Source organism: Collinsella sp. An268, assembly GCF_002159765.1.
Classification (GTDB): domain Bacteria; phylum Actinomycetota; class Coriobacteriia; order Coriobacteriales; family Coriobacteriaceae; genus Coprousia.
This window is the reverse complement of sequence record NZ_NFJH01000013.1, coordinates 22,228-46,685: the sequence shown is the minus strand read 5'-3', so window position 1 is coordinate 46,685 and position 24,458 is coordinate 22,228. Positions and strand designations below refer to the sequence as shown.

Sequence of the window (24,458 nt, the reverse complement as noted above, 5' to 3'; positions counted from 1 at the left end):
GGTGAACCCGGCGCCGACGGCCTCGACGGCCAGCGCCCTCGTATCGTCGTCGTACATGCGGACCTCCGATCCGGACACCCGCGGGTGTCCAACCTTTTGTCCGCATCCCCGCAAAGAGGCAAAAGTGGCAGATTCGCACACGGGAACGCGGAGGCGCGGCAAAGGGTCCCCTACCCGAGCGGAAACGCAACGGCGCAGAAAAAACGTCCCCGCCGGAGCGGGGACGTTGGGGGCGCCGGTGCATAAGCGGAGACGCTGTCTACGGGCTTACACCTCGTACTGGGGCAGGTCCTGCAGCGCGATGACCTCCATGCCCTCGCCGGTGGTGTCGGCCGTCTGCACGGCCTCGATCGCCGCCACAAAGGCGTTGGCGCCGGAAAGCGCGGTCACGCAGGTCACACCGCGGCGGATGGCCTCGGTGCGCACCTTGTAGCCGTCGCCGCGCGCGCCCTGTCCGTAGGGCGTGTTGATGATGAGGGCGATCTCGCCCGCGGCGATCATGTCGCCGATGTGCGGGTGCCCCTCGCTGAACTTGTTGACGACCTCGCACTTAACGTTGCCGCCGCGCAGCACCTTGGCCGTGCCCTCGGTGGACACGATGTCGAACCCGAGGTAGCGGAAGATACGCGCCACGGCGAGGATATGCCGCTTGTCGCGGTCGTTCACGCTGATGAAGACCTTGCCCTGGTCCGGCGTCGGCAGCTGGTAGTCGATGGCGAGCTGCGTCTTGGCGTAAGCCTCGGGGTAGCTCTTGGCGATGCCCATGACCTCGCCCGTCGACTTCATCTCGGGCCCCAGCACCACGTCGGCGCCCGGGAAGCGACCCCACGGCATGACGGCTTCCTTCATGCAGAACCAGTCGAGGTCGCGGTCGTCGGCCGGCAGGTGCAAATCGGCGATGCTCTCGCCCGCCATGATGCAGGCCGCGGCCTTGGCGAGCGGCACGCCCGTCGCCTTGGAGATGAAGGGCACCGTGCGGCTCGCGCGCGGGTTTGCCTCGATCACGTAGACCGTCTCACCCTGGATGGCGTACTGCACGTTAACGAGACCGCGCACGCCGAGCTCGAGCGCGATGCGGCGCGTCGTGTCGCGGAGCTTCTCGACCAGCGACTCCGAGAAGCTGAACGGCGGGATGCACGTGGCCGAGTCGCCGGAGTGGATGCCGGCCTCCTCGATGTGCTCCAGGATGCCGCCGATGTAGACCTCCTCGCCGTCGCAGAGCGCGTCGACGTCGCACTCGATGGCGCCCTCGAGGAAGCGGTCGAGGTAGACGGGGTAGTCGGGGCTGATCTGGGTGGCCTCGGCCATGTACTCGCGCAGGTGCGGCGCGTCGTAGGCGATCATCATGCCGCGGCCGCCGAGCACGTAGGAGGGACGCACGAGCAGCGGGAAGCCGATCTGCGCGGCCACCTGCTCGGCCTCCTCAAAGCTGCGCGCCTCGCCCGCGGGCGGGTACATGATGCGCATGCGGTCGAGCAGCGCGCTGAAGCGCTCGCGATCCTCGGCGAGGTCGATGGCGCGGGGCTTGGTGCCCATGATGTTCACGCCGGCGTCCTCGAGGGCGCGGGCGAGCTTGAGCGGCGTCTGACCGCCGAGCGTCACCACCACGCCGTCCGGACGCTCGACATCGACGATGTCCATCACGTCCTCGTACGTGAGCGGCTCAAAGTACAGGCGGTCGGAGGTGTCGTAGTCGGTCGAGACCGTCTCGGGGTTGCAGTTGACCATGATGGTCTCGTACCCGCGGCTCGCCAGCGCGTAGCTCGCGTGCACGCAGCAGTAGTCGAACTCGATGCCCTGACCGATGCGGTTGGGGCCCGCGCCCAAGATCATGGCCTTCTTCTTATGCGTGTGCGTTACCTCGTCGGCCGCCACGCGCTTCTTGGCATCGGCGCCGGGGCGCATGAGGCTCTCGTAGGTCTTGTAGTGGTACTCCGTGGCGGAGGCAAACTCGGCGGCGCAGGTGTCGACCGTCTTCATGCACGGCACCACGCCGAGGCCCTTGCGGTACGCGCGCACAAAGCGCTCGTCCGAGCCGGTGAGCGCGGCGATCTCCGCGTCCGAGGTGCCGTACTGCTTGAGCAGGCGCATGGCGTCGGCGTCGATATCCTCCACGCGGAGGCCGCGGATGGACTCCTGCACGGCCACCATATCGGCGATGCGCGAAATGAACCAGCGGTCGATGCGGGTGAGCTCGAAGACGCGCTCCACACCCCAGCCGCGGCGCAGGGCCTCTACCAGGTAGAAGACGCGGTCTGCCGTGGGCTCGGCCACGCGCTGGGCGAGCTCGTCGTCGTCCATGCCCGCACCCTCGTGCCCGCCGGCCAAGATGCCGGCATGCCCGTCCTCGAGCGAGCGCATCGCCTTGCCAAAGGCCTCCTCAAACGTGCGGCCGATGGACATGATCTCGCCCACCGCCTTCATGCGGGTGGTGAGGGTGGTGTCGGTGCCCTTGAACTTCTCAAACGCGAAGCGCGGCACCTTGACCACGCAGTAGTCGATGGAGGGCTCGAAGCAGGCGGGCGTCGCCTTGGTGATGTCGTTGACGATCTCGTCGAGGGTGTAGCCCACGGCGAGGCGCGCCGCCGCCTTGGCGATGGGGAAGCCCGTCGCCTTGGACGCGAGCGCCGACGATCGGCTCACGCGCGGGTTCATCTCAATCACGATGATGCGGCCGTTTTTGGGGTTGACGGCAAACTGCACGTTGGAGCCGCCGGTCTCGACGCCCACCTTCTCGAGGATGGCGAGCGACGCCACGCGCATGCGCTGGTACTCGAGGTCAGAGAGGGTCTGCGCCGGCGCCACGGTGATGGAGTCGCCCGTGTGCACGCCCATGGGGTCGAAGTTCTCGATGGAGCACACGATGATGCCGTTGCCGGCGTGGTCGCGCATGACCTCCATCTCGTACTCTTTCCAGCCCTCGATGGACTCCTCCACGAGCACCTCGCCCGCCGGCGAGAGCTCGAGGCCCTGGCGCACGATCTCGCGCAGCTCGGTCTCGTCGTGGGCAATGCCGCCGCCCGCGCCGCCGAGGGTGAAGCTCGGGCGCAGCACGCAGGGGTAGCCCACGCGCTTGACGATCTCGAGCGCGTCCTCGATGGAGTAGGCGTAGCCAGAGCGCGCCACCTCGAGGCCGATCTCGGCCATGGCCTCGTTAAAGAGCTTGCGGTCCTCACCGCGCTCGATGGCCGCGAGGTCGCAGCCGATCATCTCGACGCCCTCGCGCTCGAGCACGCCGGACTTGGCGAGGTCGACGGCGGCGTTCAGGCCGGTCTGACCGCCGAGCGTGGGCAGCAGCGCGTCGGGGTGCTCGCGCTTGATGACCTTCTCGATAAACTCCGGCGTCACGGGCTCCACGTACGTGCGGTCCGCAAGGCCCGGGTCGGTCATGATGGTCGCCGGGTTGGAGTTGACGAGGATGACCTCGTAGCCGTCCTCTTTAAGCACCTTGCAGGCCTGCGCGCCCGAGTAATCGAACTCGCACGCCTGGCCGATGACGATGGGGCCGGAGCCGATGACGAGAATGCGCTTGATGTCCGTCCGCTTTGGCATTTAGTTCTCCTCCTCTGCGAACTTCCACCCCGCGAGGCGGTCTTTCGAGATGTCGATGTTGAGGTAGTCGGCGTCGCCGTCCATAAGGCGCGCGAACGCGGTAAAGAGGTAGTGCGCGTCGGTGGGGCCGGGCGAGGCCTCGGGGTGGTATTGCACCGAGAAGCACGGCTGGTCGAGCAGCTGGATGCCCTCGGCGGTGCCGTCGTTCAGGTTCACATGCGTGAGGCGGATGCGACCGAAGCGCTCGTTTTGGACGACGGGCGCGATACCGCGCTCAACCCAGAAGCGCAGGTCACCGGTCGCGGGCGTGCCGTCGGCACCGCACGGGTGCTCCGTCACACCGCCCGAGAGCTCGGGCACGAGCGCGCCGAGGCTCGGGAAGACGAGGCCGAAGCCGTGGTTTTGCGCCGTAATCTCCACACGGTGCGTGAGCAGGTTCATGACCGGCTGGTTACCGCCGCGATGGCCGAACTTGAGCTTCTCCATGGTGGCGCCGCAGGCAAGGCTAATCATCTGATGGCCCAGGCAGATGCCAAAGATGGGCACCCGGCCGATGAGCTTCTGCACCTGCGTGTAGGTCTCGGTAACGGCATCCGGGTCGCCGGGGCCGTTGGAGAGAAAGACGCCGTCGGGCGCGCCGCCGCCCTCGCCCATGGTGAGCACGTCCTCGGCGGGCGTGTCCCACGGCACGAGCGTGAGGTCGCAGCCGGCGCGGACGAGCCCCTCGAGGATGCCGCGCTTGATGCCGCAGTCGTAGGCGACCACCTTGTGGCGGGCGGGCGCGGGGTCGGCGGAGGCGAAGGCGTGGTCTGCCGGCAGGTCGGCGGCGGTGTAGGAGCGCGTGCTCGTACGGCTCACCGTCTTGACGAGGTTCTCGCCCACCAGATCGGGCGCCTCGGCGAGCAGACGGGAAAGCTCCTCCAGGTCGAAGACCTCCGTCGTGATGATGCCCTTCTGCGCACCGTTGTCGCGCAGGTGGCGCACCAGCGCGCGCGTGTCGATGCCCTCGAGCGCCACGATGCCGCGCTCGGCGAGGTAGGCGGGCACGCTCTGGACGCTGCGCCAGTTGGACGGCGTGCGGCACATATCGTGCACGATCATGCCGCGCAGAGCCGGGCGCGTGGTGAGCGTCGGGTCGCCGTCGGCGCCAAGACCGGTCTGCGTATCGACCGGGTCGATGCCGTAGTTACCGATCTGCGGGTAGGTCATGGTCACAATCTGGCCGGCGTAGCTCGGGTCGGTGAGGACCTCGAAGTACCCCTCGAGCGACGTGTTGAAGCACACCTCGCCCGTCGCCGTGCCCGCAGCACCGCACGCGCGGCCGTAAAAGACCGTGCCGTCGGCGAGCATCAACAGGCCCGGAGCACTCGCTTGTTTGCTGGTTTGAGAAAGCATGTGCTGCGCGAGGTCACTCAACGCTGCGCTGCGGACGGCGCGGTTTCCGCCGTAGGGACGGGAGAGGACACCCGTCGCGTCTGTCACCGCCATAGACACTCCTTCCCGGCCTCGCGGGACCGGCTTAAAGGTGGATAGGCTGCACCTCATTGTAGGCGTTTTTGCGCACGAGCGCGCGGGCCGGACGGCGTCCGCGATTTTTCCGCACCCCCGGCGCTGAGGGCGCCTTCTGTTTCTTCTCAATTACGTCACGCATCGGGAGCGCGCACGTACTATGCTGGGAAGCCGTACGCTGGTCCATAAGTCCGCGGATGAAAGAAGGAACACCCATGTCCAACGGAATCAGTCTGTCTCATCAGCCCCTCTACCAGCGCGAAGGGGCCTACATCCCCCGTGTCGCTGCCGTGCACGACCTCTGCGGCTACGGCAAGTGCTCGCTCGGCGTCGCCATTCCCGTGCTCTCGGCCGCCGGCTGCGACGTCTGCCCGGTCCCCACGGGCCTCTTCTCGTCGCACACCGCCTTCCCCGGCTGGTACATGCACGACACTACCGAGATCCTCCCCGACTACCTCGCCGCCTGGAGCAAGATCGGCGTAGAGATCGACGCGGTCTACTCCGGCTTCCTCGGCGCGCCCGAGCAGGTCGACCGCATCCGCGACCTCTACGAGATGTATCCGCGCGCGCTCCGCATCGTCGACCCCGTCATGGCCGACCACGGCCGCGTGTACCCCACCTACACGCCCGAGCTCTGCGCCGCCATGGCCGAGCTCGCCGAGGGTGCGGACATCCTCACACCCAACCTCACCGAGGCCGCCATCATCTTGGACGAGCCCATCGGCGACGCCTGGGCGGGCGAGGATATCACCGACGCCGAGGCGCGCCGGCTGGTAAACGCACTGCTTGCCAAGGGCACGCGCACCGTGGTCCTCAAGGGTATCCAGCGCGGCGACGGCCTGATCCGCAACTTCGTCGGCACTCAGGACGGCGCGCTCTTTGAGGTGCACAACGAGCTTCTGCCCTACATGCTCCACGGCACGGGCGACCTGTACTGCTCGTGCCTCCTCGCCGCCGTCATGGCGGGCCGTTCCACTGAGGAGGCCGTGCGCTTTGCCGGCGACTTTGTGCACGACGCCATGATAGTCTCGGCGCAGCAGCCGCAGTTCCAGGACCGCGGGGTGAGCTTTGAGCCGCTGCTTGGCAAGGTCGCCGCGCTCTTGGCGTAGGCCCTCCTGCAAGGTTACCGCGCTCTTGGCGTAACCCCGCTCACGCAAGGCGGCCGTGCTTTTTCGCTGCCGCAAACCAATTCACCCCGTGGCGCCCAACGGCACCACGGGGTTTTCTATCAATACGATGCGTTGTTGCCCTTAACGAGCTCCCTACGAACAGAGCCCGACACGGCCGCGCCTACTCCTCGGGCAGCACGTCCTCGAGGCTCTTCTCTGCGGTACCGCCCAGGTACTGCTCGCTACCCATGAGGTTCCGCTCGAGCTCGAGCTCCTCGTTCTGCGCATCGAGGTCATCCTGATTGATCCCCGGCGTATCGATAAGCGAGGACACCGAGTTCACCTGCTCCTGAATGCGCCCGGCGATGTCCTCGTCCATGCCGATGATGCGAAGCTCCCAGTCGATGTTGGACGACTCGCCCGAGCGGTACTTGGTCCAGATAAACGTAAAGATCGCGCGTTCCTCGCCGCTTGCGGGCAGCAGCCCCAAGAAGCGATCGTGCGTGATGTTGCCGTTCTCATCCAGCTTGGCGGAAACGTTGTAGACCACCTGGTTGATGTTGTCGTTCAGAAGCGCGTTGGTCGCCAGTGCGGCGGCCTGAATCTGGCTGTTGGAGAACAGCTGCAGCTCGTTGGCGGAGTCGGTGTCGACCACGCTCACCTCCACCACGCCGCTGCGCTCGTCGGCCGCATTGACCGTAAACGTGCTCGGGAACTGCGTAAAGCCGTTGCCCCACTCAACGCCGCCCTCGAGCGCCGAAGACACGGTCTGCGGGTTAACGGTATCTGAGAGGTTGGCGGTGTTGAGGCGGCGGTTGACGCCATACCACACCTGCATGCCCAAGACGATTACGAGCACCCCGATGATGACGGCCATGGCAACGCGCGAGATGGCGTTGTCGACCTTGGAACCCGAGGGGTCGTCGCCCGAAAGCGGGTCGATGGTACGGTCGGTCTTGCGGCGCGCGCGGTTGGGGTCGATCACACCCGAGTCGTCGAGCTGCGCAAAGAGCTCGGTGACTTCCTCTGGAGTAAGCGGGGGTTTCTTTGCCATGGCCAACCTAGGTGCGCGTCGGGGGTGTTCTCAGTGTGGCGGCGTACGCCGCGCCGCCATTATACGCATAGCGGCACGGCGGCCGCCTTACGCTGCGCAATTCTCATGTAAGAAGCAAAGCGCGCGGAGCGCAATCCAGGCTGAGTCGCTATAAGAATCAGCCGTACCAGCGGGGGCATGCGGCATCCGTCAGGCAACTCTAGCCCTTTTCGCCCCTATCTACACAGCTCGCTCCTGTCCGCGCAGGGGGTTATTAATTCTAGTGCCTATTTCAGAGTGACTCCCGCAAGTAGGCGCAAAATCGTGCGACCTCTCTACCTGCACTTTTTCTGACACGGCGCGCCGCCTCTACTTTGCAAGGTGGCGCGCAACCGTGCACTAGAATTAATAACCCCCGATTTATCCCAGACGTTATGCCAGTTATGCCAGTTCGTGCGCACGGGCGCCCTCGAACTGCATGCGGTAGTAGCGCGCGTACGTGCCGCCGCGGGCGAGCAGCTCATCGTGCGTGCCGCGCTCCACCACGCGCCCGGCCTCGACCGTCGCGATCTCGTCGGCACCCTTAATGGTCGAGAGACGATGCGCGATGATGATCGTCGTGCGGTCGGCAGCAAGCCGCTCGAGCGACTCCTGCACGGCCTCTTCGCTCTCGTTGTCGAGGGCACTCGTCGCCTCGTCCAGAATGAGGATCTTGGGGTCCTTCAAAAACACGCGGGCGATGGCGACGCGCTGCTTCTGCCCGCCCGAAAGCCGGCTGCCACGCTCCCCCACCACGGTGTCGTAGCCCTCGGGCAGGCTCGCAATAAAGTCGTGAATGTTCGCACGGCGCGCGGCCTCCTCAATCTCCTGTTGGCTGGCGCCGGGCCGGCCGTAGGCGATGTTGTCGCGGAGCGTTCCGTCAAACAGGTACACGTCCTGCTGCACCAAGCCGATGGCGCGGCGCAGGCTCTCCTGCGTAACCGAGCGCACGTCCTGTCCGTCGATGGTGATAGAGCCCGAAAGCACGTCGTAGAAGCGCGGCAGCAGTGAGCACGTGGTGGACTTGCCGCCGCCCGAAGGGCCCACGAGCGCGATGGTCTCGCCGGGCGCGATGGTAAGCGACAGGTGGTCGATCACAGGGCGCGCGGGGGCAGAGCCGTTCTCGGCAAGCTCCGCGTCATCGTAGCTAAAGCAGACATCGTTATAGGCGATGGCGCCCTCCGTCACCTCGAGCGGGCGCGCATCTGGCGCATCGACGATGTCGGGCATGCTCAGGATGACCTCGTCCATGCGCTTGAAGCCGGCGATGGCCTTCTGAACCGTCTCGGTCGAGTTGACGAGCGTCTCGATGGGCGTGGTAAAGAGGCTGATGTAGAGCGCAAACGTCGCCATGTCGACGGCGGTCATCTGGCCCTGGGCAACCAGATAGCCGCCGAGCACGACGATGATGGTAAAGAGCGCACCCGTCATGAGGGCGCTTGTGGCCTGATAGGAGCCCATGGCGTGATACTGGTTGACCTTGGACTCGAGGTAGCGCGCGTTGGAGTGGCGGAACTTCTCGCGCTCGGTCTGCTCGTTGGCAAACGACTTCACTACGCGGATGCCGGCGAGCGAGTCCTGCAGCTGGGAGTTGACCTCGGAGATCTTGCGGCGGTTGTCGGCAAACACCGCGCGCATACGCAGGTTCTGCCGCACCATGATGGCCACAAACACCAGGGTCACCACGGCCATCACGCCGGCGAGCACCGGTGAGATGGTAAAGAGGATCACGTAGGCACCCACGATCTCGACGCCGCAGATGATGATCCACTCGGGCACGTGGTGGGCGGCCTCGCAGATGTCAAACAGGTCGTTGACCACGCGGCTCATCATGTCGCCCGAGTTGACGCGGTCGAAATAGCTGAAGCAGAAGCGCTCGTACTGGTCAAACAGGTCCTCGCGCATGCGCGACTCCATGCGCGCGCCCATGATGTGGCCCTGCGCGGACACAAAGTAGCGACAGCCCATGCGGACGAGGTACATCGTCGCCAAGCCGAGGGCGATCATGCCGAGCGCGCCGAGGATGGCGTCGCGCCCCTCGGTAAACAGTCCTCCCGTGAGCGCGCGCAGGATGCTCGGAAACGCGAGGTCGATGCCCGCGATGACGAGGGCGCATACGGTGTCGGCGATAAACAGGCCGAGTTCGGGCCGGTAGTAAGAGAGAAAACGACGGAACATCGTCTTGGGCTTGCTCATGGGTACTCGCTATCTATCGGGCGTTTACGCAAACGAAGCCGCAGGGTAAGGCGCACGGCAAAGCGCGGCGGCGCGGCAACGCCCTAGTATACGACAGCGGCCGATGCGGCGGTGCGGCGGTGCGGCGGATTACAGACAAACGAGAAACATACGTTCGGTTCAGTTGCCGCCGAATCACATTCAGTTGCCTGAGAATCACAAAACCGGTCACTCGGCACTGGTCTCGCTTCCGCTTCACGCGTTCTACCTGCGGGTTTTCGCATCGGCTCATTCACGGCACACGCGGCTTCAGTTGCCTTTCAGTTATCACTCAGTAGCCTCTTAGTTATCATCCAAGTGCCAAGCGCGACGGATAACCTTGCATAAAGATAGCGCCACCCCAAGTTAGGCCATAACCTAGGAATGGCGCCAGATTACTGTCCGTCTAAGGCAAGAGCGGGCGCGGCGGCGAGGGCAGGTGCCGGCGGCCTAATCGCCCGCCTCCTCCGCCACGGCGGCGTCGGCAAGCCGACGGCTCATGACCTCGCAGGCGAGTGCGCCAACCACAGTCTTGGCGTCTTCGATCTTGCCGTCGAGCACGGCATCCACCAGCTCGCCCACCGGCACGAGGTCGACGTTGAGGAACTCGTCGTCATCGGGGCGCGCACCCTCAAACGAGAGCTGGGTTGCTAGGTAGATGTGGATGAGCTCGTCTGCAAACCCGCAACTCGTCGCGATGGTGGTGAGATAGGCGATGCGTCCGGCAACAAAGCCCGTCTCCTCTTTGAGCTCGCGCTTGGCGCACTCGAGCGGATCCTCGCCCGGGTCGAGCTTGCCGGCGGGAATCTCCACCGTCACGCGGCCGAGTGAGGTGCGGTACTGACGGACGAGGGCGATCTTGCCGCTCGTGGTGAGGGCCACCACGGCCGCGGCACCCCGGTGGCGCACCACGTCGCGCACGGACGTGTGGCCATTGGGCAGGCGCACCTGCAGGCGCTCGACGTCGAAGATCTTGCCGCGCCAGGCGATCTCGCTATCGATGACCTCCTCGTGGAGCTCGGCGTCGTGCTCCGCCTCGTCGCCCAGCACGAGCGCGGGCAGATCTTCCATCTCGGGCTCGGGAGAGGCGTTCTCCTCGGTGCGGTCGCCGTCCTCCACCTCGATGGAGCCAATCTCATCGGTGCGCTCTGCCGCATCCAACGCCTCGTCACGCTTCTCGTCTGCCATGGTGCCTCCCCGCATGTGGACTCAGGCCATCGGGCGCAGACGACAACGCAACTGCGTAAAGCACCGCCTGCACCGCAACACATATCGTTGTAAGGGTACCCATTCTGGCACCTTCCGCCTGGGTGAATCTTTTGGGCCCGCATGCGCTAACGTCAGGTTCCTGTCGTTAGCCGCCAAGCACACGGAACCTCTCACCAAACGTCCCTATGCAAGCGGCTCCCCATCCGCGCGGCTACATCAGCGCTATCGCGCCGCCGTTTTGCAGCAGCTGCGCGGGCACGATGAGTCTGCTCTCAGCCGAGTCCGTCTCGATTGAATCTCATGCGCTGTCGATTGAACCTAGAAATATATGAGCTGAACCTAGTAAGTTTTGGCGCTTACCTAGGAAGTTTTACCGTGTACCTAGGAACTTACCTAGGAAACCTAGGAAGTTACTTAAGAAGTTACTTAGGAAGTTGCTTCCTAGGTTTCCTAGGTAGTGTCTAGGTTTCCTAGGTAGCCTACGGGGTCTATTCCTGTCCACGCTGTCACCCGCGCGTGCCAAAAAGCACGGACGGAAGCATTGACCAAGCAAATAGGCGTCAAATAAGAAGCAAATAAAGCTAGAGCGAGCGAGTTGCACGATTTCGCAGGTAGATGCTTATTTCGACTGGGTCGTCGCGATTTGCCGGCAGGAAAGTGCCTTATCGAACAAATAGCCGGCAAATCAGAAGCAAATAAGATGCAAATAGAGATACATCCGATACGGCGGCATGGATGCGCGAGGGACGCCATGCATTCCACTGTGCATGGAGAGAAGATCCAAAAATAAAACGACCCCGGCGGTTCAGACCAGCCGGGGTCGTTCATCTCGTGTGACGCTTTACGGACGGTTGCGTCGGTCGGGCTGGGCAAACTCGCGTTGCCCGCACACCCTTACGCGTCTGCCTCGGGCTTGCGCTTGGGCTTCTCGCGCGTAAAGCGATGGGCAACCTGTTTGCCCTCCTCGGTTGCACGGTACACGTTGCCGAGCTGTGCCCCCGAGGGTCCGTACGTGGGCTCGGAGATAATGAGCCCTTCGCGGCGGAGGCGGGTGAGTGCGCGATCGAGGGTTCGATCGCAGCACCCGAGGCGGCGCGCGAGGTCGGCCTTGCTAAAGCTGACCGACTCGCGCAACTCCGTCTCGCGCACAATGAGTTCGAGTACGCGCTCGTGGATGAAGGCATGTCTGCCGTTGATCCGGTTGCTCACACCCGTGAGCGACGCACCCGTACCTGGCATGTTACTCACCACGCTTCTTACTCGTCACGTAGCCCGCTGCCACCAGAGTACCACCAATAGCGACCGTTGCGGCGACGGCTGCGACCGCGGCATCGCCCGTTGCAGGGATAACCTCATCGGGCCCAACCGGCGCCGGGGGCTCGGTGTAGGTGTTGGTAAACACCGGGAGCGCAGCCGCGCCGTTGTAGGTGAGCTCGGTGACCTCAAGACCGCCCCTGCCGTTGTCCACAAGCGTCAGAACCACATTGTAAACCGTCGTGTCGTAGGTCACGCCCTCGGCATCGCCCTGCACCTCAGAGATGGTGAACTCGTAGGTGCCCGCATCGCCGAAGGTCTGCGGCTCGAACGTCACCGCGCCGTCCGCGTCGTTCGTCGCCGTTGCCACCACGTTGCCCTGAGCGCCCTTGAGTTCGAACTCGAACTCGCCCTCGGCAATCTCGCGGCCCTCGAGCGCCTTCGCGGCACCAAAGGTCACCGTGGTGGGATCAACGTTGTACACGTTCACGAACTCAGCGGTGGTCGTCGCATCGCCATCGGCGTTGGTCATGTCCCAGGTCACGGTAAGCGTGCCGTTGTGGTTGTCCATCACATGGGCCGTCACCGTGTACTGAGCGGGCAGATAGGTCACGCCGTCAAGCGTGTAGCTACCGTCAGCGTTGGGGGTGGCACCCTCAGGCACTACCTCGCTCAGCGTGTAGCTGTAATCGCCAGCCTGCGTAAACCTAATGGCGCTCATGGCCACCTTGCCGTTGGCGTCGTTCGTGCCAGTGGCCACTACCTTGCCCGCAGCGTCGGTCAGTTGGAAGGTGAAGTCACCCTCGGCCAGCTGGCGCGTGCCGGACTGCGGGTCGAACACCTTGGTGAAGGTCAAGCCACCATTGCCGGTGGGCGTGGAGTCAACCGGAGTGACCGCATAGGTGTTCACGAAGGTGAAGTCGTCATTGCCCTTCGCCGCGTCGGACACGCCCGTCACGGCTGCGGAAATCTTGCCGTCGCCCTCGTCGGTCACCGTAACCTCGATGGTCTGGGAGGAGGCATCGTAGGTGATTCCGTCGATAACCTCGCCGCCCTGATTCTCGGTCACGGTGTAGGTGAACTCCTTGGTGCGACCGGCGGTGTAGGTCTCGATGCCCTCATTTGTCGCGGACTCGTCGGTTGCCGAAGCCTTAGCACCAAAGACGTTCTCCATCGTGTAGGTGATGGGACCGAAGCTCACCGCACCACTCTGAGCGTTAGTAGCCGTCGCGGATTCGGGCATCGGAGCGCGCGTGCCATCCGTGGCCGCGTTGCCCACAATGCTGAAGTTGAACTGACCGGCTTTAAGCGCCGGGGCCTGAGCGCCATTCACGCCAACGAGCTGCTTAGAGCCCGCAAGAGTCAGCGTAGTGGCGCCATCGGTACCCGTACCGTACGCATTCACGAACTCAATGCTCTGGGCATCATTGTCGTACACGACCTCGGCGGAGAGCTTCCCGGAGTGATCGTCGGTCACAACCACCGTCACACCACCGTTACCGGAAACGTAGCTCACACCGTTATCGCCCGGAAGCGCATCCTCGGTCACAGAGTACGCAAAGGTGTAGACCTCGTTGCCCGTCGTCTCATCGGTTTTCATGGTGGCGGTGCCGATGACATCGGAGCCGCCGTGCGTTGCCTTGTAGAGCTCTTCGCTCGTGTAGGCGATATCGCTGAAGGTAATGTTGCCCGCAGCATCGTTAGAGCCCGTTGCTACCACGGTATCACCGCCAGTCACCTTGAAGGTGAAGGCACCCTTGTAGTTGGCGATGTCATCGTTCTCGAGCGTCTTGTGGGCAACGATGCTTGCGCTGCCGTTGGCACCCACGGTGGTCTGATCGGGGTCGTAGGTGTTGACGAACGGAACCGTCGCCACGCCCTCGGTCATCTCGTTGTAGCCGCCCTCGCTCGTAACCTGCGTGCTTACGGTCATCGTACCGTCGCCGTTGTCACGCGGCGTGATACTCACCGTGTAGACATTAGTGTCGAATTGATAGCCCGCAGGCGCGGTGCCCGTCTCTGCAATGGTGTAGGTGAACGTCTTACCCGCGTCGTCGAGGTTGAACGTCACGTTGTCAAACGGGCTGCCCGTCACAGGCGCAGCCGTGTTGGCCGCAGCCGCCGCGGACTTGAGCTCGACCGTCTGTCCGCCAATCTTCTCGGCAGAAGCATCGTCTGCAGCCGTCACCGTCATGGTGAACTGGCCGGCCGTCATGTCGCGGTTGTTGAGCTGCTTGGTGATCGTGAGGCCGCCCTTGCCATCCGCACCGTAGTGGATGGTGGAGTCGTAGGTGTTGGTGAAGGACGCGTTTGCATCCTCGTCGGTCTTAGCGACTGCAGCCGTCAACTTGCCCGATCCGTTGTCGGTCACGGTAACGGTGATGTCCACGGTATCGCCGTCGTAGGTGACGCCGTTGATGGTGTCGCCTGCGTTGGTCTCGGTCACCGTGTACTTGTAGGTGCCGGCCGTGGCGTACGTAATATCACCGAAGTTGATAGACGCGATGCCGTTCTCGGGGTCTGCCACGTTAGCGACGCCAACGGTCACGGTCTTGGTGCCGTCCTCGTTCAGGCCTTCGGTGGGCATAGGCGCCCCATCAACCGGAGTCAGCGTGAAGCTGAACTGGTCGCCCTTGAGCCATGCGTTGCCGTCGCGGCCAGTGAACTGCTTGGTCAGGTTGAAGGCCTTGTCCACATCGCCTGTGCCAGGCACCTCGCCAGGATCGGTGCTGTAGGCGTTCACGAACTCAGCGGAGGCGTTCTCGTCGCCCACCGGGATGGTACCCGTAGCCGGCGCTGCAGCCTGCTCGCCGTCAACCGGTGCAACCTGCGCGTAGCCGTAGTCAGCGCCGCCCTCGGCATTGTTAAGGTTCTCGGTCACCGTGTAGGAAGCGCCTTCAGGCAGGCCCTGAATCACAATGTTCTCGCCATGTTTCAGCGTCACCACAGCGCTGCCAGCGGGGATTTCCGCCGCCTCATCACCAGCGAAGGAGATGAGCTGCGGTGCTTCTTCGCCCGGAACATTGCCCAGCGTATACGCACCGGTCAACGGGTTACCGGCAGTGTCGGTGAGAGCAATGGTGAACGTAAACGCCTTATTGGTGTCAATCTGGGTGCCCTGCTCCTCGTCAACCGTTACGGTCTTGGAGATGGTCAGATTGCCAGTGCCAATTTCGTCGTGGGTGGTGTTGGTCTCATGTTCGTTGTTGCCAACCGTCACCGTGGCCTGGTTGTTCACCTCGCCCGCAGGTGCCGCATCCTCGGTCACCCGCGCGTTGAAGGTGAGGGTATCCGCAGCGCCAACGGCCTGCTTGCCAAGTTCCCAAACGATGGTCTTGTTATCATCGGAAACGCTCGTTGGCTTGATTGCGCCCTCGGGCACGCCAACGTACACCAAGCCAACCGGCAGTTTATCGGTAACAGTCACTTCAGCGGCAACAGGCACACCATTTTCGTTCACAGCGTTGTTGGCCCAGTCGATGGTGTAGGTCAGGATGTCACCCACCTGCACGCCGTTGGTGTCGCCCTCAGCCGGTGCAGATTCCTTGGCCTCATCCGGGTTGTAGTACACATTGGTGAAGGTCAACTCGTCGCTCGACTCATCAACAAGCTCTGCCGTCAGCTCACCGCTGCCGTTGTCGGTCACGTGCACCGTCACCGTCTTGAAGCTGTTGTCATAAGTGAGGTGGTCAAAAGTCCAGCCGTTGTCGGCATTGGCACCTTCGGGCACATTCTCCTTCACAACAAACGTGTAGGTATGCTCACCCGAGCCAGAGAACTGGATGTTGCCAAATGCCGCAATGTGGTTCTTGGTTTCGGAGTCAATGGTAATCGGGCTGTCGGGCAACGTCACGTTCCCAGCATCAACAGCCTGCTGCGTTGTCGGATCGCCCGCTGCAATCGAGAAGGTGAACTCGTCATCGGCGGTCCAATCGCGGCCCACCAGGTTCTTGGTCACCACAAGGTCCGTCGCACCGTCAAGCTCGCCGCTACCGGTATAGGTGTTGGTGAACGCGGCGGCGTTGGTAACGCCCTTATCCGCACCCGTGGCGCCGTCGTTGTTATAGCTCACCGTTGCCCCGAGCTTGCCCTCGCCATTGTCGGTGACATGGACCGTTACGAAGGCCTCGTGACCGTCGTAGGTCCAGCCGCTCGGATCGGCCTGATCGTCGGTGCCCTCAACCTCGGTCACCTTGAAGGTATAGTCGCCCGCAGCCTTGAACCTGATGCCGCCGAACGTAGCGGTCTTGGGAGTGTCAGTGGTCACGCCGCCGGTAATGGTGGTCTTCGGTTCGAAGCCTGCTTCCGCGGCCTCAACGTTGGCCCTCCATACAGCCTCGGTGTTGGTGTCGTCCACCACCGGCTCAAGCAGGAAGTTGAACTCAGCGTCTGCAGCGGTGTCATCACCCGTCACGCTCTTCTGAACAGTGATCTGCTGCTCGGCATCTTCGCCGCCCACGACCACCGGGTCAGCCTTGTAACTGTTGGTGATCTGAACCGGCTGGTCCGCACCGGCATCGCTCGTCACGCTCTCAACGTAGAGCTTGCCGTCATACTTGCCTTCGGCGTTCTTGTCGGTGATGACAATCTCTACGTAGTGCGTGTCGGTAGCGTCGTCGCCGTCCGCATCGTCAAACGTCCAACCAGCATCCTCGGCAGGCTGGTTCTCTTTCACGATGAAGCCATACGAATCGGCCTTGGTGAACCTGAGTTCACCGAACTCGACCGTCTGGGAAGTGCCTTCGGCAATGGTCCCGTTGGTGGAAACCTCGAGCTTGCCGTCAGTCAGGCCCTCGATGTACTGAGCTTGGTCCGGGTCCACGGGCGTCAGCGTGAAGGTGTAGTCCGCCGCGGAATCCGCACCCTCAACGGTCTTGGTCACTTGGATCTTTGCGTCAGCGCTGCCGCCAACCACAGCCGGATCGGGGTTGTAGTCGTTCACGAAGCCAAACTTCGGGGCCGTATAGCCATCAGTTGCAGAATCCGAGGGACCGTACACGGCCTCGTTCACGGCCGAGCCGTTCCTGTCCATGGTCTTTGTCACCGTGGTGACGGTATGCATGGTGCCGTCGCCGTTGTCCAGCACCTCAATGTCAACGCGGTACTGGGACTGGTCGAAGTCAACGCCCTTGAGTGTATCTGCGGATTCGTTAGGACCGAACTCGTCTTCAAGCTCGTCAACAATGAACGTATAGGTCTTGCCGGCGTCCGTCTCGTCGAAGGTCAGCTGCTGGAGCTTCTCCATCTCATTGGGAACACCGGGCGTCAGCGGCCCATGGCTGAACTTGCGGTCCTGATCATGCAGCTTGGCGGTATCTTCCTCGTTTTCACCCGTGATGGTGAAGAGGAAGGTGTTGTTTTCCTCGGCACGATCATTCAGCGTCTTGGTCACCACGATGCCGCCAGCACCCTCGGCGCCGTAGTTCATGGACGCCTCGTAGGTGTTGTTGAACTGAGCCTTGTCGGTCACCGAGCTGTTCACGTCGTTGCTGTAGGTCACATCGGCAACGAGAGCGCCCTGCTTGTTGTCCGTCACGTCTACCGTCACAGTGCAAATGTTGGCGTCGTAGGTCATGCCGGAGACGTTGGTGGTCTCGGTGCCGTTCTGATCGGCAACCTCGTTCACCGTGAACGTATACTTGCCCACCTTGGAGAAGGACATCTCACCGAAGTCGAAGTTGGCAGAACCGTCGGTAAGACTCGTCACCTCAATCGTCTTGGCATTGGGCAGCACGCTCTGAGCGGCGGCGTTCGTTGCCGTCAGCTGGAAGTAGAAGGTCTCGCCGTCCTTCATGTCGCGGCCGGTGAGCGTCTTCGTGCCGTGGATGGCGTCAGCACCTGTCAAGGTAGCATCGGCAGGATCGTAGGTGTTCTCGAACACGAGGTTCTGGGGGTTGTTATACGGAGCCTGTACCGTCGCAACGATGTGGGTACCGTCAGCGCCGGCTACCTCCTCGACGCTAATCTGAACCGTATGCTCGGCAGCGCTGTAGGTCATACCAGCCTCGCCGGTATTAACCTCGGTCACTTTGTAGACATACGTGTTGCCCGCGTCGTTACCGTCGAAGGTGATCGTCGGGAAGGTGAAGTTCTCGCCCACGTTAGATGTAGTGACCGCATTATCCTGTGCGTTATCCGGCATCGGGGTGTTCGCGGCGGGGATCGTCAGATTATTAACATTTCCGCTACCGGTCACAAAGCCACCCTGGGCCTCAAGCTTGAAGCTGAACTTACCACCCTCGTAGGGGTTGTTTCCCGTGGTGTCGTTGTAAACCTTCCTGCCCTGGATGCCCTCGGTATCGGTACTGGCGTTGTAGGTGTTCTTGAAGGCCATCGTATCGCCCTCAACAGGCGTGCCCTCGTTCTCCGTATTCGCCAGGTTGCCGCCGTCGTCGTACATAAGCTCAATCTTCACCGAGTCAATGACGAGCGAGCCGGTTCCGCTGTCGCCAACCATCACGGTTACACGATAGATGGCGTCGGAGTAATCAATACCGGCGATGGGCTGCTCGGGATCACCATTTTCCTGGATGGCGTAACGATACTCACCAGGTGTATCAAAAGTGATGTCCCCGAAGGATGCCGTGTACGCATCCGTGCTGGCGTCAACGGTTATAACAGTGTCCTCGGGTACGGGCACCGGATCAACGACCGAAGGCGCGCGGAATCCAGTAATCGTGAAGTCGAAGGAGTCGGTGTCGCGCCAATCGCGGCCCTCGAGATTCTTCTGCACCTTGAGCGTAGTGTTAGCGCTGAGATTCACCTCGTTCGCATGATATGCATTGCTGAACGTGAGCGATGCCTGCGAGCCAGCAGGAATCGTACCAGTCACAACACCATCCGTAGTGTTGGTGTTCTCGACATTCTCCTGGCTCGTTGCGTCCGTCACCGTCCAGCCGTTCTGACCGACACCCTGCTCGGTCACGGTAAACGTCGTGCCAGCGGGAAGCCCGTCAATGCGGACCGTGGTGCCACCGTCAACGGTCAGCGTTGCCGAGCCGTTGGTGAACGTCACCTGACCGGCAGCGGTATCAGAATCGCCTACGTAGTAGTTGTACGTACCGGCAAGAGGCTCGGTTGCCTCGCCCTCACCAGTCGGAGCGGCTGCATTCGTGATGTCAAACGTGAACTCGTTCTTGTCCTGCTTGGTCTGATCGGAAGCGTTGCCCCAATCGACATTCTTCTTGATCTCGAGCGAACCGGGCTTCTCGAACGACAGCTTGCCGTTGTTGCCGAGCGCCTGGGTCACATCACCGGCCTCGGTCCACGACGGGTTCAGGACGTTAGCCGCCGTGCCGGTAGCGTTAGAGTCTTTACCATCCGTCAGGGTATGCGGGCGCTCCGTGCGCTGGGTGTTCGCGGGGATGTAGTACGCACCGCCCTGGTACGGCCTCACGATAGCGTTCCACTCGGCGGTACCGCTCGTCACGGTGCCGTAGCCGTCGGTCACCTCGCGCGCCCCGTTGCCGTCTCCGGTCTGGACCCAGTACACGTCCTTGTAGTAGAGCGTGTTGGCGTTTCTGGCGGTATTCCAGTTCGCCTCAGTTGTGCACTCCGGATTGGTGTAGAGCGTCGTGTCCTGCGTGTAGTAGTAGAACTTGTTGCCCGCGTTGGGAGAGAAGGACGCCGTGGTGGAACCATCGGCAGCGCCCTTGGTGAAGCTGTTGGAGTAGAAGTCGATGGAAGCACCATCGTCGGACGTCTGGGACTTGACAATGTCAGCATATACCTCGCTCGTCGGGGTGCCGAGCGCGGTCTTCGCGTCCGCCTTGAGGCTCACGCCGTAGAACAGGCGGACGGGGTATGCCTGCGACACGGTCATGGTGTTGGCGTCGGTATCCACGTCATAGTGACGCATGGGCAGCAGCGAGGCGGGAAGCGTCACGGTGATCTTGTCGCCTGTAGCGAGGTCATCGCTGCGCTCGACGGTCACCACCAAATCGGAAAGGTTGGCTGCACCATAGACCGCGTTGCCATCTACAGCGCCGCTGAAGTGATAGGTATCGGTATTGCCTAGGGTGGTCTTATTGTCGCTGGTGTAAATCTGGTCACCATAGGCAAGCTGAATCTTACCGGTACCAGCGCCCGTGCCCGTCACCTGCATGTAGTTGCCGAGCTGATCCTCAAACGTAAGCGTACCGGGCTCGGTGTTGCCCTGCTGAGTGTTCTCCTCAATGGGGGAACCGGAACCAACACCCTGCTGAACTTCATCGGAGATCTCGTCGAAGATCTCTTCGATTGAATCCGGGTCGGAAGCAGCCTTGTAGTAGTCACCCTCGGCGCGCTCGCCGAAGGTGGTGTTGTAATAGCCATCCCAATCAAAAAAGCTACCGTTCGAACCATTGGCGGTTGCGTTGGGATAGTTGCTGGAAACACCGTTCATGTACTCGTTGAAGCCGTCGTCGTCGGTTACCGATGCATCGGCCCCGTTCATAACGCCGATCGCATAGACGATGGTCCCGTCCTGCTTCATCTCATGGGCAGTGTTGACCGCCTCGGCAGCGACTACGTTATCAAACCCATTCTGATGGTTCGGCTCACCATCGGTGAAGAAGATGACGATCTGCTGCACGTCAGCACGCCCGTTGCGGTCGAGCTCATTCTGCGCCTGCTGCAGACCCTCTTCAGCATATGTGGCGCCGCTCGCGCGGAAACCATTGATGGTGCTCTTGTACTGCTGAACGTTCTGGTCGGTTACATAGTTCAGCTGCCGCTCTGTGTTCGCTCCGCTCGCGAACCGGACTATTGCAAGACGCGTCTGCTGGTCCTGCTCGAGCCCGCGGTTGTTCTCAGCCGTCGCATCGATAAAGCTGTTGGCAGCGTTCTTGAGATTGGTCATCTTGCTGCCGCTCATGGAACCAGAGGTATCGAGCACCAGCACAATATCGAGCGGTTGGCTGGTTTTGACCATCTCTTTGAGGTTCGAGGTCGACGAGAGCGCGGACAGGCTCACAAGGAAGTCGGAGTCGCCCTTTTCCACCTTCTTGCCGTTCAGCCCGGCATCGTTGTCGTTAGTGAACGAGTAATCCCCGTCGAACACGCTCTTGTCGGTCCAGATGCGACCGACGTTCTGCGTAGACGGCTGGCCGCCCGGACGCGTGAAGTTAGTCCAGACATTTGTCGTGTTGGGATCGACCACGGTATCGGCACCCTCGGTCGAGAGCACCTGAACATTGGGGCTCTCATCCACCGGTGCAAGACCAAGCGTCTGTGCAATACCACCGAAGAAGTCCGCTACGGGATTCCCCGAAGTGGATCCATCGGCAGCGTATGCCGGCACGGCAAAGAGCGTGCTTGCGACGACCAGCAGAGCGGCAAGCAGGGCAAAGAGCCGTCCTCCAAACCGCTTCTTCTTTCCCAAGTACATCAGCGACACCTATCCTTCTCCTCCAATGTGCGCGGGCAGTTCTGGTTCATTTGCGCACAGCTATCGCCACGGCATAGCGATAGACATGGAACATTCTAGTTTCGCTTTAAGGTTTAAGATTTGCTTAAATATGTACCCCCTCTACCTAATGTACGGGGTATGTGGCTTGTTATTTATGCAGGTAATAGCCAATGTTTTCCACATCTAAATTATATTCATCTTTAAGTTTTGCGTAATGGTCGAATAACACTCGTGTCGTGCGAGATACCGCTCATACCCCTATTCGGACCGCTCACCTTGAAGAATTTGAGAACGTCCGTCCTGCTAGACGGGGTGTATTGGTCTCTATTACGTAATACCTCATGGATTCTAGGGGCTGTCCATTATACCGGTCACCTAGACTCCACCGAGCTGCACCCTATCCCATGATCATCCGCGAGCGGCCGATTGCCCGAGGGCAGGATAATCCCCGCACGCCGCACGGCCAAGTAACGCCTAAACCTCATTAACCTCATCCTAAACCTCAATTTAGGATTCTGGTGATGTTTAGGCTTTTACCTGCTGGTTTCTTGCTAAACCTCATCTAGGTGCACGCTAAACCTCAATTTAGCCTCGTGCTAAACCCTAAGGTTGACCTCACGTTGAGGTTATGCGCTAGACCAAAGACGGGGCCTGTGCAGACCCCGCCCTCAATCGATTGCCATGCAACTACCGCCGAAGTTGCTGCAACGGCGCTCGGTTGGCAATCAGCTTGTTACGCCCACGCCTCACGGCCCTTGAGGGCGCGCAGGCCGATGTCACGACGCAGCGTCTTGCCCTCGAAGGAGATTTTCTCGCAGGCGGCATAGGCGAGGTCGCGCGCCGCCTCAAACGTCTCGCCCAGCGCTGTTACATCCAGCACGCGGCCACCCGCCGTAACCAGCTCGCCCGCATCGTTGACGGCGGTGCCGGCGTGGTAGACCGTCACGTTCTCCATGGCCTCGGCATCCTCGATACCGGTGATAACCTTGCCCTTCTCGTAGCTGCCCGGGTACCCCGCACTCGTGAGCACCACGCTTACCGCCCACTCGGGACGCCAGCTGAGCTCCACCTCATCAAGCGTCTGGTTGGCGCACGCGAGCATAACCTCGACGAGGTCGTTCTCCAGGCGCGGCAGGATAACCTGCGTCTCCGGATCGCCAAAGCGCGCGTTGAACTCCAGCACCTTGGGACCCTCCGGCGTGAGCATGAAACCGCCGTAGAGGCAGCCGCGGTAGTCGATACCCTCGGCTGCAAGCTCGGCCACGGTCGCCGCCATGATGCGCTCCATCTCGGCATGCTCTGCCTCCGTCACGATGGGCACCGGGCTGTACACACCCATGCCGCCCGTGTTGGGGCCGAGGTCCCCCTCGAGGGCGCGCTTGTGATCTTGCGACGTCGCCATGGGCCGCACCGTCTTGCCGTCGGTAAAGGCCAAAAGCGAGCACTCGGGGCCGGTCAGGCACTCCTCGATAACCACCGTGGAGCCGGCGGCGCCAAACGCGCCCTCAAAGCAGGCGCGCACCGCGTCCTCGGCCTCCTCGAGCGTGGATGCAACCACAACGCCCTTGCCAGCAGCCAGGCCGTCGGCCTTTACCACGAGGGGCGCACCCTGCACACGCACGTAGGCGAGTGCCGGCTCGAGCTCGGTAAAGCTCCCGTAGGCGGCCGTGGGGATGTTGGCGCGCCCCATGAGCTCCTTGGAGAACTTCTTGGAACCCTCCATCTGCGCGCCGGCGGCACCGGGGCCAAAGCAGGGGATGCCCGCCGCACGCACGGCGTCGGCAACGCCTGCTACCAGCGGAGCCTCGGGGCCGATGACCACCAGACCGCAGTTGGTCTCGCGCGCGAAGTCGGCCACCGCCGCCGGATCGTTCTCGTCCAGCGCGACGTTCTCGCCCACCGCGAGCGTACCGCCGTTGCCCGGCGCGATAAAGAGCTCGCCGCAGCGCGGGCTCTCGGCCAGCTTGGCCGCCAACGCGTGCTCGCGGCCGCCGCTGCCCAGCAGCAGGATGTTGATGGTGTTCCCCATGGGATCAGCTCCTCCCGGCCCGCCCGCAGGCGCGCCCACACGGCCCAGGCATCAGGTGCCTGGGCTCGATGTATTCGCCACCTTCTACTCTACCAGCCAACGGTGCTGAGTGACCGCGTATTTAGAAACGGATCGGCAGGACTCCATCTGCGCACCGGGCATGCATGGTATGCAGACTTACGAGAAATTCGGTGTGAGATAATCCGCCAGATCGTCCAGCTCGGGAGCGTGCAGGGCCGCCGGCATGGTAAAGATGCCGATGGCGCCCTCACCCACGTGCGTCGCGATGACCGGGCCGATGGTGCCCTCCGTGAGCTCACGAACGGGCGCGCCGGTCTTTTTGATGGTCTCGGCTATCTGATAGGCGCGTTCGCGCTGGTTGGTGTGCAGCACGTAGTAGATGAGCTCGCCCGTCGCCTCGGCGTCCGCCGCAACCTGCTTGGCCATATGCGAGATGGCGCCCTTAACGCCCTTGGCCTTCTTCTCGACCTCAATGGAGCCGTCCTCCAAAAGGCCGATGACGAGCTTGATGTTGAGGAGCGTGGTGGCAAACCCCTGCGCCTTGGTGGCGCGGCCGCCCTTTACCAGGTTGTCGAGCGTATCCGGCGAGAAGTAGATGTGATAGCTCCGGCGGATAGCATCGATGCGCTCGAGCGCCTCCTCGATGGTGCCGCCGCGCTGGGCGATGACCGCGGCCTCGAGCACCATGGCGCCCTGGGCGACCGTGGCGGTGCAGGAGTCAACCACCTCAAGGCGCAGCCCCTCGGGAATCTGCCCGGCGATGGCGCGGGCGCTCTCGATGGTGGCGGAAAGCGCGCGGGCGAGGTGGATTGAGAGAATCTGCGTGTAACCGGCCTCAAAGAGCTCCTTGTACACCTCGAGAAAGTCCGCCGGGGTGGGCTGCGAGGTTACGGGCAGGGCCTCGGCGCCGTCCATCATCCTCAGCAGCTCGGGAGTGGTGATGTCCACACCGTCGCGATAGTCCTTACCTTGGAACACCACATGCAGCGGCACCACATGGATGCCCCATTTCTCAGCCAGAGCAAGCGGGATGTCGGCGGCGCTATCCGTTACGACGGCGAACTGGTTCATCGTGTTTCCTCTCCGAGCGGACCCCTAGCA

The 24,458-nt window shown here is 62.4% G+C and carries 10 protein-coding genes; 1 reads left to right on the top strand and 9 read right to left on the bottom strand.

Features of this window, described 5'->3' with window-relative positions:
• Positions 1-267 precede the first annotated feature (267 nt).
• A complete protein-coding gene (gene carB / locus B5F70_RS09520) occupies positions 268-3,552 on the bottom strand; it encodes a carbamoyl-phosphate synthase large subunit (RefSeq protein ID WP_087205334.1) in 3,285 nt (1,094 codons plus the stop codon).
• Positions 3,553-4,947, bottom strand: a complete 1,395-nt coding sequence (gene carA / locus B5F70_RS09515) for a glutamine-hydrolyzing carbamoyl-phosphate synthase small subunit (RefSeq protein WP_241145967.1) — start codon at positions 4,945-4,947, stop codon at positions 3,553-3,555.
• A gap of 329 nt (positions 4,948-5,276) precedes the next feature.
• Between carA and B5F70_RS09510 the strand changes: the two genes are divergently transcribed.
• Positions 5,277-6,170 (top strand): PfkB family carbohydrate kinase, encoded by an 894-nt coding sequence (locus B5F70_RS09510; RefSeq protein ID WP_087205332.1) that lies wholly within the window; start codon positions 5,277-5,279, stop codon positions 6,168-6,170.
• A gap of 181 nt (positions 6,171-6,351) precedes the next feature.
• On the opposite strand, the gene B5F70_RS09505 is transcribed toward B5F70_RS09510, so the two are convergent.
• From B5F70_RS09505 to B5F70_RS09475, 7 genes are all read right to left on the bottom strand, one after another.
• Positions 6,352-7,224, bottom strand: a complete 873-nt coding sequence (locus tag B5F70_RS09505; protein WP_087205331.1) for a hypothetical protein — start codon at positions 7,222-7,224, stop codon at positions 6,352-6,354.
• A gap of 420 nt (positions 7,225-7,644) precedes the next feature.
• A complete protein-coding gene (locus B5F70_RS09500) occupies positions 7,645-9,420 on the bottom strand; it encodes an ABC transporter ATP-binding protein (RefSeq protein ID WP_206383551.1) in 1,776 nt (591 codons plus the stop codon).
• A gap of 486 nt (positions 9,421-9,906) precedes the next feature.
• Positions 9,907-10,527 carry an NUDIX hydrolase gene (locus B5F70_RS09495; RefSeq protein ID WP_087205337.1) on the bottom strand — a complete coding sequence of 207 codons (621 nt, stop codon included), beginning with the start codon at positions 10,525-10,527 and terminating at the stop codon, positions 9,907-9,909.
• 1,032 nt (positions 10,528-11,559) lie between these two features.
• Entirely contained in the window at positions 11,560-11,904 is a 345-nt protein-coding gene (locus B5F70_RS09490; RefSeq protein ID WP_087205329.1) for a MarR family transcriptional regulator, read from the bottom strand.
• 1 nt (position 11,905) lies between these two features.
• A complete protein-coding gene (locus B5F70_RS09485) occupies positions 11,906-21,286 on the bottom strand; it encodes an FctA domain-containing protein (RefSeq protein WP_087205328.1) in 9,381 nt (3,126 codons plus the stop codon).
• 754 nt (positions 21,287-22,040) lie between these two features.
• A complete protein-coding gene (gene purD / locus B5F70_RS09480; protein ID WP_087205327.1) occupies positions 22,041-23,336 on the bottom strand; it encodes a phosphoribosylamine--glycine ligase in 1,296 nt (431 codons plus the stop codon).
• 177 nt (positions 23,337-23,513) lie between these two features.
• Positions 23,514-24,428 carry a DegV family protein gene (locus B5F70_RS09475; RefSeq protein ID WP_087205326.1) on the bottom strand — a complete coding sequence of 305 codons (915 nt, stop codon included), beginning with the start codon at positions 24,426-24,428 and terminating at the stop codon, positions 23,514-23,516.
• Positions 24,429-24,458 lie beyond the last annotated feature (30 nt).